A 15,631-nucleotide genomic window follows, 5' to 3' on the forward strand; every position below is an offset into this window, starting at 1 on the left:
CCATTTTTATATTTTTGATCTGATTGACCGCCCCACCCTCTTTTTGTCCCTCGTGGCGCGGCGTTTCGTTTTTCGGACGGTTCGTTCCCTCCCCGTCAGACGGCACCGGCGGCACGCATGCCGGCGATCTCTTCGGCCGAGAAGCCCACGCTCGCGAGGACCTCGTCGGTGTGCTCGCCGAGGAGCGGCGCGCGCTCCACCGGCACGTTGTTTGCGGACAGGCTGATGGGGGAGCCGACCGTCACATAGGTTCCGCGCTCGGGGTGCGGCACCTCCACGAGGAAGCCGCGGTCGTAGAGCGCGCGGTCGTCCATGATGTCCTTGGTGGAAAGCACCGGCCCGCAGGGCACGTCGATGGCGTTGAGTGCTTCCATCACCTCGAACTTGGTGCGGCGGGCGGTCCAGCGCTCGATGATCTCGAAGCACTGCTCCAGCCGCTGGGCGCGGGCCTCGTGGGAGGCGAATTTGGGATCGTCGATCAGGTCCTTGCGGCCCACGAGCCGCATCAGCGGCGCCCAGCCCTGGGGCTGGATGATGACGTAGCAATAATCATTCTCGCCGCCGGGCGCGCAGCGCAGCGCCGCGCCGGGCTGGCCGCCGCCAGAGCAGTTGCCGGCCCGCGGCACGCATTCGCCCGAGGGCGCGCCGGGATATTCGGCGAGCGCGCCCGCATCGAGCCGCTGCTGGTCACGCAGCTTCACCCGGAGGAGGTTCACCACGCAGTCCTGCATGGCCACGTCCACCTTCTGGCCCTCGCCCGTCACCGTGCGCTGGAACAGCGCGGCGAGGATGCCGGCGACACAATGGATGCCGGTGCCGGTGTCGCCGATCTGCGCGCTGGAAGCGGTCGGCGGTCCGGAGCGCCAGCCCGTGGTGCTCATCGCGCCGCCCATGGCCTGGGCTATGGTCTCGTAAGCCTTGGCGTCGACACCCGAGGCTTCGGCGAAACCGCGAATGGAGGCATAGATCAGGCGCGGATTGCGGGCGCGGACCTGCTCATAGCCGAAGCCCTGGCGATCGAGCACGCCGGGGCCGAAATTCTCGACCATCACGTCGCAGGTTTCCACGAGGCGGTTCAATGCCTCCTGACCGGCGGGGGTCTTGATGTTGAGGGTAACGCTCTTCTTGTTGGCGTTAAGCATGGTGAAGTAGAGACTGTCCACGTTGGACTTGTCCCTGAGCTGCGAACGGGTGATGTCCCCGCGCCGCGGCATTTCCACCTTGATGACATCCGCACCCAGCCACGCAAGAAGCTGCGTCGCCGAGGGGCCGGACTGAACGTGCGTCATGTCCAGGACGCGCACGCCGTCAAGCGCCTTGCCCATGCACCCACTCCCGGAATTCCCTGCCCTGTTCCTTCGGTGCCGGTCTGCGCCGGCTTGGATGCGCCCCTCGGAGATACGATCGAAGGGACCCACCCCCTGGCATTTCAAGTTTTGAATTACGTATGCCAGATACAGAACTGTAACACTGCGTTCGTCCGTTCGCAAACGGGTTTTGAGTCATTCTTAGACGAAAGTAGGAAAAAACCTCGGGGCCGCAGCGGGATACAGGCGGCCCCGAAAAGCTCCCGCGCCTCAGCGCAGGGCGGCGAGACCCGCCTCGATGCCGCCCGAGACGACCTGAAGTGCAGGTTGGGTCTCGGATTCCTTAAGGTAATGGCGCATCAGGTCGGTGGCGCTGATGACACCGACCAGCGCGTAGCTCTCCATGACCGGGAGATGACGCACCTGGTGCTCCACCATCAGCCGCAGCACGGTCTCTATGGTGTCTTCGAGGCTGCAGGAGATGACCTCCCGCTTCAGCAGCGAGGCCAGCACCACCTTCGGCGTGTTGGCCCCATGCTCCAGCACCGCGCGGGTCACGTCGCGCTCGGAGAAGACGCCCACCACCGTGTTTCCCTCGGTGCGGCAGACGTCCTTGATGATGACGGAGGAAATGTTCTCCCGCTTCATCACGAGCACGGCGTCGGCCACCGTCTCATGCATGCGCAGGGTGATGATGCGGGTGTCACGTTTTTCCCGCAGGATATCGTCCACGGTAATCATTGGCGTGTCCTCCCCTGGCGAATGCTCGCCTATTGCCACGGCGAAAGCTTCGCCGGGCAGGGCGGGGCCTTGTTGCGCCCATCTTCCCTCGGATCATCGTGGTATTCAAAATACATCCTGTCAACGCAAGAAGCGTCCCGCACCCGCGCAGAAGATGCTGCATTGCCACAAGATTTCGGGACACCTGCGGCATTGCTTGCCGGCGCACTCTTCCTCGCATGTGATATGATGTATTTGGTGCGCAAGACGGGAATCACTTCAGGCCCGACTGACTGCCGAAAGCCTAAGGCGAAGGGGTGCGATGACGTACCAGGATATCAACGTGAAGCCGATCGAGACGGAATCGAGCTTCCGGATGAAGGCCTACAAGGCGCTGAAGGCGGCCATCATGGAGATGGACATCTACAGCCACCCCGAGGAGATCCGCCTCGAGGAGCGCCAGCTTTCAGAGAAGCTCGGGGTGTCGCGCACGCCCATCCGCGAGGCGATGACGCTGCTTGAGCAGGAGGGCTTCGTGCGCTCCGTGCCGCGCCGGGGCATCTTCGTGGTGCGCAAGACCAAGCAGGAAATCATCGAGATGATTACCGTCTGGGCGGCGCTGGAGAGCATGGCGGCGCGCCTCGCCTGCGAGCGCGCCACCGAGACCGAGATCCGCCAGCTGCGCGAGAACGTCCGCGCCTTCGCCAACCGGAACCCGGAAGAGTTCGTCTCCGAATATTCCGAGGCGAATCTCGCCTTCCACAAGCTCATCATCCGCATGTCCGGCTGCGCCCTGATCGCGGAGACGACGGAGAACCTGTTCCCCCACATGCGCGGCGTTCGCAAGGTGACGATCGGCCAGGCGCACCGGGCCCAGCGCTCCATCGTCGATCACACGCATATCGTCGAGGCCATCGAGAAGCGCGATCCGGACCTCGCCGAACGCCTCGTCCGCGAGCACACCCTCGGCCTCGCCAGGCATGTGGCGGAGCATGGCGAGTTCCTGAACTAGCCTGCGCGCCGCGCGAACCGAAAACAGAAAAGGGCCGGCACTTGCGCGCCGGCCCTTTTTCTTTCCGGGCGAAGACGGCTCAGGCCGCCTTGTGCTTCTCGATCATCGTGACGAAGCGATCGAACAGATAGTGGCTGTCCTGCGGGCCGGGGCTCGCCTCGGGGTGGTACTGCACCGAGAACACCGGCTTGTCGGCCAGCGCGATGCCGGCATTGGAGCCGTCGAACAGGGAGACGTGCGTCTCCACCGCATTCTTCGGCAGGCTGTCGCGGTCCACGGCAAAGCCGTGGTTCATGGAGGTGATCTCCACCTTGCCGGTGGTGAGGTCCTTGACCGGGTGGTTCGCGCCGTGATGGCCCTGGTGCATCTTCACCGTGCGGCCGCCGACCGCGAGGCCGATCATCTGGTGGCCGAGGCAGATGCCGAAGGTGGGCACCCCCTTCTCGATCACCTTCTGGATGACCGGCACCGCATATTCCCCCGTCGCCGCCGGATCGCCGGGGCCGTTGGAGAGGAACACGCCGTCCGGCTGGAGCGCGAGGATATCCTCGGCCGACGTGGTGGCGGGCACCACGGTGACCTTGCAGCCGGCGCGGGCGAGCAGGCGCAGGATGTTGCGCTTCACGCCGTAGTCGATGGCGACCACGTGATGGCGCGGCGCCTCCTGCCGGCCATAGCCGGTTTCCTGATTCCAGGTGGTCTCGTCCCAGTCGAAGCGCTGGATGGAGGTGACGCCGGGCACGAGGTCCATGCCGACGAGGCCGGGCCAGGAGCGGGCTTCCTTCTTCAGCGCCTCGATGTCGAACACGCCATCCGGGGCATGGGCGATGACCGCATTGGGCATGCCAGCCTCACGAATGAGGGCGGTCAAGGCGCGGGTGTCGATGCCGGTGATGCCGGGGATGCCGCGGGCCTTCAGCCAGTCATCGAAATGTCGGGTGGCGCGGTAGTTGGACGGGTCCGTCACCGCGGTGCGCAGCACCACCCCGCGCACGCCGGAGGCCGAGGCCATGGACACCGTCTCGATGTCCTCCTCGTTGGTGCCCACGTTGCCGATGTGCGGGAAGGTGAAGGTGATGATCTGCCCGGCATAGGAGGGATCTGTGAGGATCTCCTCATAGCCGGTGATGGCAGTGTTGAAGCACACTTCGCCGGCGAGATGGCCGGTGGCGCCGATGCCGAAGCCTTCGAGCACGGTGCCGTCGGCGAGCACGAGCAGGGCGGTGGGCCGGGGCTCGGCCCAACCCTCGGTGGCGTTGGGGGCGTGGTCTTGTTCGCTGGTCATGGATCGCCTAGATAGAGGCTCGCGCGCCGCGTTTCCAGCGCCTCTCGCAGGAATTTGTGCGCCCTCAGCGCCGCCGGCCGGATGGCCGCGAGATCCTGCTGCCGGAAATGGCGCCATTCAACACAGGACGGACGATCGTGCTTCGCGACGACATCAACGCGGCCCTCAAAGAGGCGCTAAAGGCCCAGGATAAAAAGAGAACCGGGACGCTCCGCCTCATCAATGCGGCGCTCAAGGACCGGGATATCGAGCAGCGGGGACATGGCAAGGACCCGCTCACCGACGACGAACTGCGCGCCCTGCTCGCCAAGATGGTGAAGCAGCGGGAGGAGAGCGCCCGCATCTATGACGAAGCGGGTCGCCCCGAGCTTGCCGCGCAGGAGCGCGAGGAAATTACCTACATCCAGGCCTTTATGCCCAAACAGCTTTCCGAGGCCGACACGCGCGCCGCCATCGCCGCGGTGATCGCCGAGATCGACGCCAAGGGCATCAAGGACATGGGCCGCACCATGGCCGTTCTGAAGGAGCGCCATGCCGGCGCGCTGGATTTCGGCAAGGCCTCCGGCTGGGTCAAGGACGCGTTGACGGCGGCCTGACCGGGCCGGTTCACACCACCTTTCCGGGTGCTGTTCGGGGGCGGAATCGGTGACGTTCGGCAGATGCCGGGTCCGATTCCGCCCCCTTTTCTATTTCCGGCTCCAGATCTTCCGGTCGACGCCGGGGGGCAGGTCGGCCATCTCGTCAGCGACGAACACCGGCTCCTTGCCCGCCTTCCGCTGCGTAATATAATCCTGCGTCAGCCGCACCACCGTGCCCGAGAGCAGGACGATGGCGACAAGGTTGATGGAGGCCATCAGCCCCATGGAGGCGTCCGCCGTGTTGAACACGGTGGCGACGCTCTGCAGCGATCCCCACACCACCATGGCCAGCAGCGCGACGCGCAGGATGATGACGCCCGAGACATGGCCGTGGCCAAGGAAGACCAGCGCGTTTTCGGCATAGGAATAATTGCCGATGATGGAGGTGAAGGCGAAGAAGAAGATGGCGATGGCCACGAAATAGCGCCCGAGCCACCCCACATGCACTTCCAGCGCGGCCTGGGTGAGCTGGGTGCCGGTGAGTTCCGCCGAGGGCACCACCTCCGACAGGAGGATGAGCAGCGCGGTGGCGGTGCAGATGACGATGGTGTCGATGAACACCCCCAGCGACTGCACGAAGCCCTGGCTCACCGGATGGTGCGGGTCGGGCGTCGCCACGGCGGCGATGTTGGGGGCGCTGCCCATGCCGGCCTCGTTGGAGAACAGGCCGCGCTTCACCCCGTTCATCATGGCCGCCGCCACCGAGCCGGCGACGCCGCCCGCCGCCGCGCCGACGCCGAAGGCGCTGCCGACGATGTGGGCGAGGATGCCGGGCACCAGGGTGATGTGGGTCACGAGCGCGTAGAAGGCGAGGCCCACATAGGCGAGGGCCATGAAGGGCACCACGAATTCCGCGGTGCGGGCGATGGTGGCGATGCCGCCGAAGATGATGACGCCGGACATGAGCGCCACCACCAGCCCGGTGCCGAGCTTGGGCACGCCGAAGGCGCCCTCCACCGCATCGGCGATGGAATTGGCCTGCACCGCGTTAAACACGAGGCCGAACGAGATGATGAGGCAGACCGAGAACAGCCCGCCCGCCCACGAGGCCTTGAGGCCATGGGCGATGTAGAAGGCCGGGCCGCCGCGATAGCGCCCCTCCTCGTCCTTCACCTTGTAGAGCTGGGCCAGCGTGCTCTCGGCAAAGGCGGTGGCCATGCCCAGCGCCGCCACCACCCACATCCAGAAGATGGCCCCCGGCCCGCCCAAGGTGAGCGCCACCGCCACGCCGGCGATGTTGCCGGTGCCGACGCGGGAGGCGAGCGAGGTGCACAGGGCCTGGAACGGGGTGATGCCCGATTTGTCGGTGTCGTTGGAGCGCAGCACCGACCGCAGCATCTCGGGGAAATGGACGATCTGCACGAAGCCGAGCCGCAGGGTGAAATACACGCCCACCGCCAGCAGTCCGTAGATCAGGATGTAGCCCCAGAAGATGGTGTTGAGGAAATCGATCACCGCATCCATGTCGGCCACCCCCCGCTGAAACCGTGAAGCTTACCAGCGGGGCTGTGGCGGTCCATCCCTGCCCGCACCGCGTGCGCCACTTTGTGGACACAATTCGGAGACGGCAGGAGGGGTGTGGATAAGGGGGATTGCGGGGGTGAACCACTCTCGCGCCCCGGACGCATGCAGCGCAGCGGAATGCGAGCCGGGGCCCAGCGCAACAGTCCGCCGGAGGCGCTTCCGAACCCCATCGCTCTCAGGCTTCGTCCCGCTTCGCGGGGAGTCTTGCGCTGGCCCCCGGATCAGCGCTCCACCTTCGGTGTCGCTTGTCCGGGGAACAGGTCAGGACAGCCAGTCCTCCGCCAGATCGCGCCAGTCGGGGTTGTCCCCTTCGATGAGGGCGAGTTTCCAGTCCCGGTGCCACCTCTTCAGCCGCCGTTCGTGAGCGCGGGCAGCGTCCAGATCATCGAACAGATCCACATGCACGAGGAGGTAGACGGCATATTTGCGGGTGAAGCCGGGGACGGCGCCGGAGCGGTGCTCGAACAGGCGGCGGGCCAAGTCGTTCGTGACGCCCACATAAAGCGTCCCGTTGCGGCCGCTCGCGAGGATGTAAACGGCGAAGCTCGGCATTTGCCCGAAGGTAACAGGATTCGGCCCCGCTGCGCGGGAGAGGTATCCCCTACCCCAGATCAGCGCTCCGGCGTCCGCCGTCGCTTGTCCGGAGAACAGCTCTCGCGCCCCGGACGCATGCAGCGCAGCGGAATGCGAGCCGGGGCCCAGCGCAACGAACCGCCGAAGGCGCTTCCTGACCCCACCGCCCTCAGGCTTTGCCCCGCTGCGCGGAAGTCTTGCGCTGGGCCCCGGATCAGCGCTCCGGCTCCGCCGTCGCTTGTCCGGGGAACGACTGCGGCTTCAGCTACGCCATTGCTTCTGTGGGGCCCCCCGTTTCCCCCTCCCCCCATTCCCGGCTACACTGAAGGGCTGATCTTCCGGCGCCTGACTTTGGGTGACCGACGTCCCGCGCCCCTCACAGACTGCTGGCTCCGCCTGCCCATGCGCTTTTCACCCGCCTTTCTCGACGAGATCCGCGCCCGGCTTCCGGTGTCGGAGGTGGTCGGCCGTCGGGTGAAGCTGAAGAAGCAGGGGCGCGAGTTCGCCGGGCTCTCGCCGTTCAACGCGGAGAAGTCGCCGTCCTTTTTCGTCAATGACCAGAAGGGCTTCTACCACTGCTTCTCCTCCGGCAAGCACGGCGACGTGTTCGATTTCCTGATGGAGACGGAAGGGGCCTCCTTCGGCGAGGCGGTGGAGCGGCTGGCCGCCATGGCGGGCCTGTCCCTGCCGCAGGAGACGCCGGAGGCGGCGGCGAAGGAGCAGCGGCGGCGCACCCTCTATGAAGTGATGGCGCTGGCAGCCAGGCATTTCGAGGCCAACCTGCAGTCCCGCCTCGGCGCCAAGGCGCGCGGCTATCTCGCCGACCGGGAGATCGGCCCCGCCACGCAGAAGCGATTCGGCCTCGGCTATGCGGCGGGCGAGCGATTCAACCTGAAGGAGGCGCTGGGCAAGGAGGGCGTTTCCGTCGCCGACATGGTGGAGGCGGGCCTGCTCATCTCCGGCGAGGACATTCCCGTCCCCTACGACCGCTTCCGCGACCGGGTGATGTTCCCCATCACAGACCTCAAGGGTCGCGTGGTGGCCTTCGGCGGCCGGGCGCTGGAGAAGGACGTTCCGGCGAAATACCTCAATTCCCCGGAGACCCCGCTCTTTCACAAGGGGTCCTTGCTTTATAACGGCTTTTCCGCCCGCACCGCCGCCCAGTCCGGTGCCCGCGTCATCGCGGTGGAAGGCTATGTGGACGTGATCGCCATGGTGGAGGCGGGCTTCACCGGTGCCGTGGCACCGCTTGGCACCGCCCTCACCGAGGACCAACTGCAATTGCTCTGGCGCATGTCGGAAGAGCCGCTGCTGCTGTTCGACGGCGACAAGGCCGGCCGGCGCGCCGCCCACCGCGCCATCGACCTTGCCCTGCCGCACCTCAAGGCCGGCCGCAGCCTCTCCTTCGCAGCCTTGCCGGAAGGGCAGGACCCCGACGACCTGATTCGCCGCTCCGGCCGCGAGGCCATGGAGCAGGTTCTGGCGCAGGCGCGCCCTCTCGCTGCGGAACTCTGGGCGCGGGAAAGCGAAAATGCCTCGCTGGAGACCCCGGAGCGTCGGGCGGGCCTGGAAGGCCGGCTGAACGAGGTCGTGAACGCCATCGGCGACGAGACGGTGCGCAAGCATTACCGGGCGGATTTGATGGGCCGGTTCAACGCCCTCGTGGCCCCCGCGGATCGCGCGCGCGGCCCCGGTCGCGGGGGCGGCAGCCGGGAGAGCTGGTCACCCGGTTTCACCCCCGGACGGGGGCGCGGCGGCAAGTTTCCCGGTAAGCCTTCCGCCCCGCCGCTGGCACCGCGCGGACAAGAGATTGCAAGGAGCGCGCTGGTGCGCGGCCCCATGGCCGCCTTGCCGCGCAACGAGGCGCTGCTGCTGTTCTGCCTCATCAACCACCCCTTCCTTCTGGATGAGGCGGGCGAGGAGGTGTCGAGCCTGCCCCTCGCCAATCCGGAGGCCGACCGGCTGCGCCGCGCGCTCATCGAGGCGCACCTGGAGGGGCTGGATGCGGAGGCCCTCGCCGAGCATCTCGACCGCTCGGATCTCGACGCCCTGACGCGCCGGGTGAAGGCCCTCGCCAACCCCCGCCACGACTGGCCAGCCTATTCGGATACCGCAGAAGCCGATGTTCGGCTCTGGTGGCATCAGCGCACGGCCTTGCATCGCAAGGCTCACGCGCTATCTAGAGAGCTGAAGGAAGCCGAGCGCACGCTGGGGGAGGATCCCAGTGAGGTCAATTTCGCCTGGTTGAGGGACGTCCGCGAGCGCCTGTCGGCGATCGAGGGGACCGAGGCGCTGGTGGAAGGGTTCGGTGCATCTTCGGGTCGTTCGGCCGTGCGGTCCCTTTAAGGGCGCGCAAGCCGGAGCGGCACAATTTGGCCAAGAGCGTCTGGCATGGCCCGCAGGGCGGGTGCATGCCGAAGCTTCGGCCCACGGGACGGAAGGCAGCCTGCCGCCGACGACCATAGGGGTTGGAAGCGCGTTCAGGCTGGTTTAACGGGATGGCGTCAAAAAGGCCGCTCCCGGGTTCAAGGGCAAAAGGTGGCGAGGCAGAGGAGCCGCGCCGCCGTTCTGCTGTTGGAAATCGGCGGGATCAGCAGGAGAAGTCGATGGCGAAGCAATCTTCCGAAGCCACAGAGGCCCCGGAGAAGGAGACCGACGCCCCCGACGGGCCGTTGCTCGACCTGTCCGACGCCGCTGTGCGGAAGATGATCAAGAACGCCAAGCGGCGCGGCTACGTGACCTACGAGCAGCTCAACGAGGTGATGCCTTCCGAGGAAGTCACCTCCGAGCAGATCGAGGACACGCTGGCGATGCTCAATGACATGGGCATCAATGTCATCGAGGCCGAGGAAGCCGAGGCCGAAGAGGGCAGCGAGGAGACCGAGACTCCCGACGAGCCGGAAGAGGCGGAAGGCGGCGAGCTGGCCGAGCCCGCCCCGCGTGCGGTCGCCCGCGCCGAGACCAAATCCGAGCCGGCCGAGCGCACCGACGACCCGGTGCGCATGTACCTGCGCGAGATGGGCTCGGTGGAGCTGCTCTCCCGCGAGGGCGAAATCGCCATCGCCAAGCGCATCGAGGCCGGCCGCGAGGCCATGATCGCCGGCCTGTGCGAGAGCCCCCTCACCTTCCAGGCCATCATCATCTGGCGCGACGAGCTCACCGAAGGCCGCGTGCTGCTGCGCGACATCATCGATCTCGAAGCCACCTATGCCGGCCCCGAGGGCAAGAACCCGCCCGCGGCCCTCGGCGAGGAAGCAGCCCTCGCCCCCGAGGCGGGCGAGGACGGCCTGCTCGGCGACGGTGCCGGCCCCGATGGCGAAGAGGACGACATGGAGAATTCCATGTCGCTCGCCGCCATGGAGGCGGAGATCAAGCCGAAGGTGGTGGAGACCTTCGACCGCATCCATTCCAGCTACACCAAGCTGCGCCGGCTGCAGGACCAGAACGTCGAGTCCAAGCTCAAGAACGAGACCCTCTCGCCCGCGCAGGAGCGCAAGGCGAAGAAGCTCAAGGAAGAGCTGGTCGGCGACGTGAAGAGCCTGTCGCTCAACCAGGCGCGCATCGACGCGCTGGTGGAGCAGCTCTACGAGATCAACAAGCGCCTCGTGGGCTACGAGGGCCGCCTGCTGCGTCTCGCCGACAGCTACGGCGTCTCCCGCGACGACTTCCTGAAGAACTACATGGGCGCGGAGCTGGACCCCAAGTGGGTGCTGCGCATCTCCAAGCTCGGCACGCGGGGCTGGAAGGGCTTCGTCGCGCACGAGAAGGACACCATCCACGAGATCCGCGGCGACATCCACGCGCTGGCCACCGAGACCGGGCTGGAGATCGCCGAGTTCCGCAAGATCGTGCAGATGGTGCAGAAGGGCGAGAAGGAAGCCCGCCAAGCGAAGAAGGAAATGGTGGAGGCGAACCTGCGCCTCGTCATCTCCATCGCCAAGAAATACACCAACCGCGGCCTGCAGTTCCTGGACCTCATCCAAGAGGGCAACATCGGCCTGATGAAGGCGGTGGACAAGTTCGAGTACCGCCGCGGCTACAAATTCTCCACCTACGCCACGTGGTGGATCCGGCAGGCCATCACCCGCTCGATCGCCGACCAGGCGCGGACCATCCGCATCCCGGTCCACATGATCGAGACGATCAACAAGATCGTCCGCACCTCGCGGCAGATGCTGCACGAGATCGGCCGCGAGCCCACTCCGGAGGAGCTGGCCGAGAAGCTCGGCATGCCGCTGGAGAAGGTGCGCAAGGTGCTGAAGATCGCCAAGGAGCCCATCTCCCTCGAAACGCCCATCGGCGACGAGGAGGATTCGCACCTCGGCGACTTCATCGAGGACAAGAACGCCATCCTGCCCATCGACGCCGCGATCCAGAGCAATCTGCGCGAGACGACGACCCGGGTGCTGGCCTCCCTCACCCCCCGCGAGGAGCGCGTGCTGCGCATGCGCTTCGGCATCGGCATGAACACGGACCACACGCTGGAGGAAGTCGGCCAGCAGTTCTCCGTGACGCGCGAGCGTATCCGCCAGATCGAGGCCAAGGCCCTGCGCAAGCTCAAGCACCCGAGCCGCTCGCGCAAGCTGCGCTCGTTCCTCGACAACTGAGCGGCGCACGTCTTCAGAATCAAACGGCAGGCTTCGGCCTGCCGTTTTCGTTTGGGCGCCCGGCCCCTGAACTCGGCTGCTGCCGGGCGGTGACAAGCGCATAGGACAAGCCTCGCGCCCCGGACGCATGCAGCGTCAGCGGAATGCGAGCCGGGCCCTAGCGCAAAGGTCCGCCGAAGGCGCTTCCTGATCCCGGCGCTCGAAGGCATTGCCCCGCTTCGCGGGAATCTTCCCCTGGCCCCCGGATCGGCGCTCCGGCTTCGCCGTCGCTTGTCCGGGGAACGGGCGTTCTCGGGATGGTCACACCCCCAGAAACCGCCCCACCAGCTCCGCATCCCCCGCGAAATCCGCAGCCGGGCCGGAATGCACCACCCGGCCCTTCTCCATCACCGCCACCTGATCGCACACGCCGGCGAGCGCGGAGACGTGCTTGTCGACGACGATGAGGGAGAGCCCCTCCCCTTTCAGCACCGACAGCACCGCCCAGATCTCCGCGCGGATAAGCGGGGCGAGGCCTTCGGTGGCTTCATCCAGAATGAGCAGGCGCGGGTTGGTCATCAGCGCGCGGCCGATGGCGAGCATCTGCTGCTCGCCGCCGGAGAGGCGGTTGCCGTAGTTGCGCCGCCGCTCGGCGAGGCGCGGGAACAGCCCATAGACGCGCTCCAGCGTCCACGGCGGCAGGCCGGAGCGGCCGGGGGTGGCGGTGGCGACGAGGTTTTCCTCCACGGTGAGCGTGGGGAAAATCTGCCGCCCCTCGGGCACGAGACCGAGGCCGAGGCGGGCGATCCTGTGCGGCTTCAACCCGCGCAAGGCCACGCCGTCGAAGGTCAGCGTGCCGCCTGAGGGCGGAAGAAGGCCCATGATGGCACGGATCGTCGTCGTCTTGCCCATGCCGTTGCGGCCCACCAGCGCCAGCGCGCCGCCCATGGGCACGGATAGGTCCACGCCGAACAGGGCCGGCGTGCCGCCATAGCCGGCGGTGAGCCCCGCGATGGTGAGGAGCGGCGCGCTCATGCGCCGTCCCCGAGATAGGCGGCTCGGACGGCGGCGTCGGCGCGCACGGCGTCCGGCGTGCCGCAGGCGATGATGCGGCCGTTGACCAGCACGCTGATGCGGTCGGCGAGGCGGAACACCGCATCCATGTCGTGCTCCACCAAGAGGATGGCGCAGCGGCCCTTGAGGCGGGTGAGCAGCGTCACCATGGCGGCGGATTCCGCCGGCCCGGTACCGGCCATGGGCTCGTCCAGCAGCATCAGGCGCGGGCGGGCGGCGAGCGCCATGGCCAGCTCCAGCGCCCTTTTCTCTCCATGGCTGAGGGCGGCGGCCGCCACCCCGGCGCGGGCGGCAAGGCCCACTTCATCGAGCAGGCCGGCCGCCTCCTCCCGCGCCGCGCGGTCGGAGGACGCGGGGCGCAGCAGGCGGAAGGTGCGCCCGCGCGCGGCCATCACGGCCAGCGCCGCGTGCTCCAGCGCGGTGAAGCGGGGAAAGATGGAGGTGATCTGGAACGCCCGCGCGAGGCCCAGCCGCGCCCGGCGATGCACCGGCAGTCGGGTGATGTCCGCCCCGTCGAAGCTGATCGTGCCGGCGTCGGGCATCACCTCTCCGGCGATCTGGCCGACGAGGGTCGTCTTGCCCGCGCCGTTGGGGCCGATGAGGGCATGGATCTCGCCGGGCATGACGGCGAGGTCCACCCCGGCCGTCACGTGCAGCGCGCCATAGGCCTTGGCGAGGCCGGCGATGTGGAGCAGCGCTTCAGCCATCGCGCCGGCTCCCCAGCAGCGCGGCGATGCCGCCGCGCGCCAGCACGAGCAGCACCAGCAGCGGGCCGAAGAGGATGCGCCAGTGTTCCGTGAGATGGGCAAGCCCATCCTCCAGCAGCACCACCCCCAGCGCGCCGAGCACCGGGCCGAGGGCGCTCAGGGGGCCGCCCGCCACCACCATGACGATGAACTCGGCCGAGCGGTGCCAGGAGAGATAGGCCGGGCTCACGAACTCGGTGAGATTGGCATAGAGCGCGCCCGCGAGCCCGGCGAAGGCGCCGGCGATGACATAAGCGACGAGGCGATAGGCGTAGGGGTCCACCCCCAGCGCGCGCAGCCGCCGCTCATTGTCCCGCCCCGCCGCCAGCACCCGGCCGAAGGGCGAGCGCGCCAGCATGGTCGAGACGAGCACGGTGAAAGCCAGGAGCCCCAGCACCACGTAGTGGAAGGTCTTCGGGTCCTTCAGCCAGCGCGCCCCCGCCACCGTGGAGCGGGCGGCCAGCGTCAGGCCATCGTCGCCGCCATAGGCGGACAGGCTCTGGGTGACGAAGAAGGCCATCTGCCCGAAGGCCAAAGTAATCATGATGAAATAGACGCCGCGCGTGCGCAGCGAGATCGCTCCCGTGACGAGGGCGAACAGCCCCGCCGCCGCCATGGCCACGGGGAAGGAGACGAGGGCGTCGCGCACCCCCTCTTCCATCAGGATGCCCACCGCATAGGCGCCGATGCCCATTGTGGCCGCATGGCCGAAGGAGACGAGCCCGCCCTGCCCCAGGATGAAGCCGAGGCTGGTGGCGGCCAGCGCGAAGATCATGGCCCGTGCCACCAGCGTCAGCATCGCATTGTCGGCGAAGGCCGGGACCGCGGCGAGAGCCGCGAACACCGCGAAAGCAAGGAGAAGCCGTTTCATGCCGGCGCCGGGAACAGGCCGCGCGGGCGGAAGAAGAGGATGGCCGCCATCAGCACATAGACGCTCATGGAGGCGAGCGCCGGCCCAGCCGCGCTCGCGGCGGAGGCGGACATGACGAGCTTGAGGATATCAGTGAGGAAGGAGCGGCCGAGCGTGTCGATCAGCCCCACCAGCAGCGCCGCCACGAACGCCCCGCGCATGGAGCCGATGCCGCCGATGACGATGACCACGAAGGCGAGGATGAGGAGATTATCCCCCATGCCCGGCTCAACCGAGAGGATCGGCCCCGCCATGGCGCCGGCGAAGGCCGCGAGCATGGCGCCGAAGGCGAAGATGCGGGCGAACAGGGCATTGATGTCCACCCCCAGCGCCGAGACCATGGGCGCGTTGGTCGCCCCCGCCCGCAGCAGCATCCCCGCCCGCGTGCGGGTGACGAGCACGTAGAGCAGCCCCGCCACGCCAAGCCCCGCGCCAATGAGGACGAGGCGGTAGACGGGATAGTTCAGCCCATCCATCAGCCGCACCGAACCGGACAGCGCCTGCGGCATCGGGATGGCGAGGGGCGCCGAGCCCCACACCATGCGCACCGCCTCGCTCACGAACAGGATGATGCCGAAGGTGGCCAGCACCTGATCCAGATGGTCCCGCCCATAGAGCTGGCGGATGACGAGGCGCTCCAGCAGCAGCCCCAGCACCAAAGCGGCGGCAAGCGCCAGCGGCAGGCCCAGCCAGAAGCTGCCGGTGAGCGCGGTGGCCGTCACCATGAGATAGGCGCCCAGCATGTATTGCACGCCGTGCGCGAGATTGATGACATCCATCACCCCGAACACCAGCGTCAGCCCCGCCGCCACCAGGAACAGCAGGATGCCGAGCTGGAGCCCGTTGAGCATCTGGACGAGGAAGAGGGTGAGGGTCATGGATCGCGCGGGTGGACAAAGGAAGAGTGTTACGCACCCAAGCCGCCGTCATGGCCGGGCTTGTCCCGGCCATCCACGTCGACCCGCACGCGCCAATGCGGCAGGACCGTTCCCGGCCTCGCCACGTGGATGCCCGGCACAAGGCCGGGCATGACGGTGACTCATCAGAATTTCGTTCCCCGGACAAGCGACACCGCAGGTGGAGCGCCGATCCGGGGGCCAGGGAAAAGGTCGGCGAAGCCGGCGAAATCGGTTCCGGCCTCAGGTCTCGCCGCCTGCGGCGAACCCTTGCGCTGGACCCCGGCTCGCATTCCGCTTTCGCTGCATGCGTCCGGGGTGCGAGATGAAGTGAGGGTGGCCCCTCACTTCATCTCGCAC

Annotated in this window: 13 protein-coding genes; 4 read left to right on the forward strand and 9 right to left on the reverse strand. The window is 67.4% G+C overall.

Going from position 1 to position 15,631, the window contains the following annotated elements; genetic code table 11:
• Positions 1-95 precede the first annotated feature (95 nt).
• Entirely contained in the window at positions 96-1,325 is a 1,230-nt protein-coding gene (gene frc / locus ACE3QW_RS06740; RefSeq protein WP_024279934.1) for a formyl-CoA transferase, read from the reverse strand.
• Positions 1,326-1,577: 252 nt separating this feature from the next.
• Entirely contained in the window at positions 1,578-2,048 is a 471-nt protein-coding gene (locus ACE3QW_RS06745; protein ID WP_029557668.1) for a CBS domain-containing protein, read from the reverse strand.
• A 301-nt stretch (positions 2,049-2,349) separates the two neighbouring features.
• Between ACE3QW_RS06745 and ACE3QW_RS06750 the strand changes: the two genes are divergently transcribed.
• Positions 2,350-3,039: a GntR family transcriptional regulator gene (locus tag ACE3QW_RS06750; RefSeq protein WP_024279936.1), complete on the forward strand. Its 690-nt coding sequence runs from the start codon at positions 2,350-2,352 to the stop codon at positions 3,037-3,039.
• Positions 3,040-3,118: 79 nt separating this feature from the next.
• On the opposite strand, the gene carA is transcribed toward ACE3QW_RS06750, so the two are convergent.
• Positions 3,119-4,324 carry a glutamine-hydrolyzing carbamoyl-phosphate synthase small subunit gene (gene carA / locus ACE3QW_RS06755; protein ID WP_374250919.1) on the reverse strand — a complete coding sequence of 402 codons (1,206 nt, stop codon included), beginning with the start codon at positions 4,322-4,324 and terminating at the stop codon, positions 3,119-3,121.
• Between the two features lie 137 nt (positions 4,325-4,461).
• Here carA and ACE3QW_RS06760 point away from each other — a divergent pair, with 137 nt between their 5' ends.
• Positions 4,462-4,920, forward strand: a complete 459-nt coding sequence (locus ACE3QW_RS06760) for a GatB/YqeY domain-containing protein (RefSeq protein WP_024279938.1) — start codon at positions 4,462-4,464, stop codon at positions 4,918-4,920.
• 90 nt (positions 4,921-5,010) lie between these two features.
• On the opposite strand, the gene ACE3QW_RS06765 is transcribed toward ACE3QW_RS06760, so the two are convergent.
• Both ACE3QW_RS06765 and ACE3QW_RS06770 read right to left on the reverse strand, forming a co-directional pair.
• Entirely contained in the window at positions 5,011-6,426 is a 1,416-nt protein-coding gene (locus ACE3QW_RS06765; RefSeq protein ID WP_029557665.1) for a sodium:alanine symporter family protein, read from the reverse strand.
• Positions 6,427-6,747: 321 nt separating this feature from the next.
• Complete coding sequence (locus tag ACE3QW_RS06770; RefSeq protein WP_374250921.1) at positions 6,748-7,038, reverse strand: GIY-YIG nuclease family protein; 291 nt, start codon at positions 7,036-7,038, stop codon at positions 6,748-6,750.
• A 423-nt stretch (positions 7,039-7,461) separates the two neighbouring features.
• Here ACE3QW_RS06770 and dnaG point away from each other — a divergent pair, with 423 nt between their 5' ends.
• Together dnaG and rpoD are read left to right on the forward strand one after the other, a co-directional pair.
• Complete coding sequence (dnaG, locus tag ACE3QW_RS06775; RefSeq protein WP_374250922.1) at positions 7,462-9,405, forward strand: DNA primase; 1,944 nt, start codon at positions 7,462-7,464, stop codon at positions 9,403-9,405.
• 260 nt (positions 9,406-9,665) lie between these two features.
• Complete coding sequence (gene rpoD, locus ACE3QW_RS06780; protein ID WP_029557662.1) at positions 9,666-11,666, forward strand: RNA polymerase sigma factor RpoD; 2,001 nt, start codon at positions 9,666-9,668, stop codon at positions 11,664-11,666.
• Between the two features lie 300 nt (positions 11,667-11,966).
• Here the strand turns inward: rpoD and ACE3QW_RS06785 are convergent, their stop codons facing one another.
• Genes ACE3QW_RS06785 through ACE3QW_RS06800 form a run of 4 tightly spaced genes read right to left on the reverse strand, consistent with a single transcriptional unit; the run spans position 11,967 to position 15,253 of the window.
• Positions 11,967-12,680: an ABC transporter ATP-binding protein gene (locus tag ACE3QW_RS06785; protein ID WP_374250923.1), complete on the reverse strand. Its 714-nt coding sequence runs from the start codon at positions 12,678-12,680 to the stop codon at positions 11,967-11,969.
• A complete protein-coding gene (locus ACE3QW_RS06790) occupies positions 12,677-13,426 on the reverse strand; it encodes an ABC transporter ATP-binding protein (protein ID WP_374250924.1) in 750 nt (249 codons plus the stop codon). Before ACE3QW_RS06790 ends, ACE3QW_RS06785 begins: the two co-directional genes overlap by 4 nt.
• Positions 13,419-14,336, reverse strand: a complete 918-nt coding sequence (locus ACE3QW_RS06795; RefSeq protein ID WP_374250925.1) for a branched-chain amino acid ABC transporter permease — start codon at positions 14,334-14,336, stop codon at positions 13,419-13,421. The genes ACE3QW_RS06790 and ACE3QW_RS06795 overlap by 8 nt, the downstream gene beginning before the upstream one ends.
• Positions 14,333-15,253: a branched-chain amino acid ABC transporter permease gene (locus ACE3QW_RS06800; RefSeq protein WP_029557659.1), complete on the reverse strand. Its 921-nt coding sequence runs from the start codon at positions 15,251-15,253 to the stop codon at positions 14,333-14,335. Before ACE3QW_RS06800 ends, ACE3QW_RS06795 begins: the two co-directional genes overlap by 4 nt.
• Positions 15,254-15,631: the final 378 nt, after the last annotated feature.

The sequence above is a fragment of the Xanthobacter sp. genome (assembly GCF_041911315.1).
GTDB lineage: Bacteria > Pseudomonadota > Alphaproteobacteria > Rhizobiales > Xanthobacteraceae > Xanthobacter > Xanthobacter aminoxidans.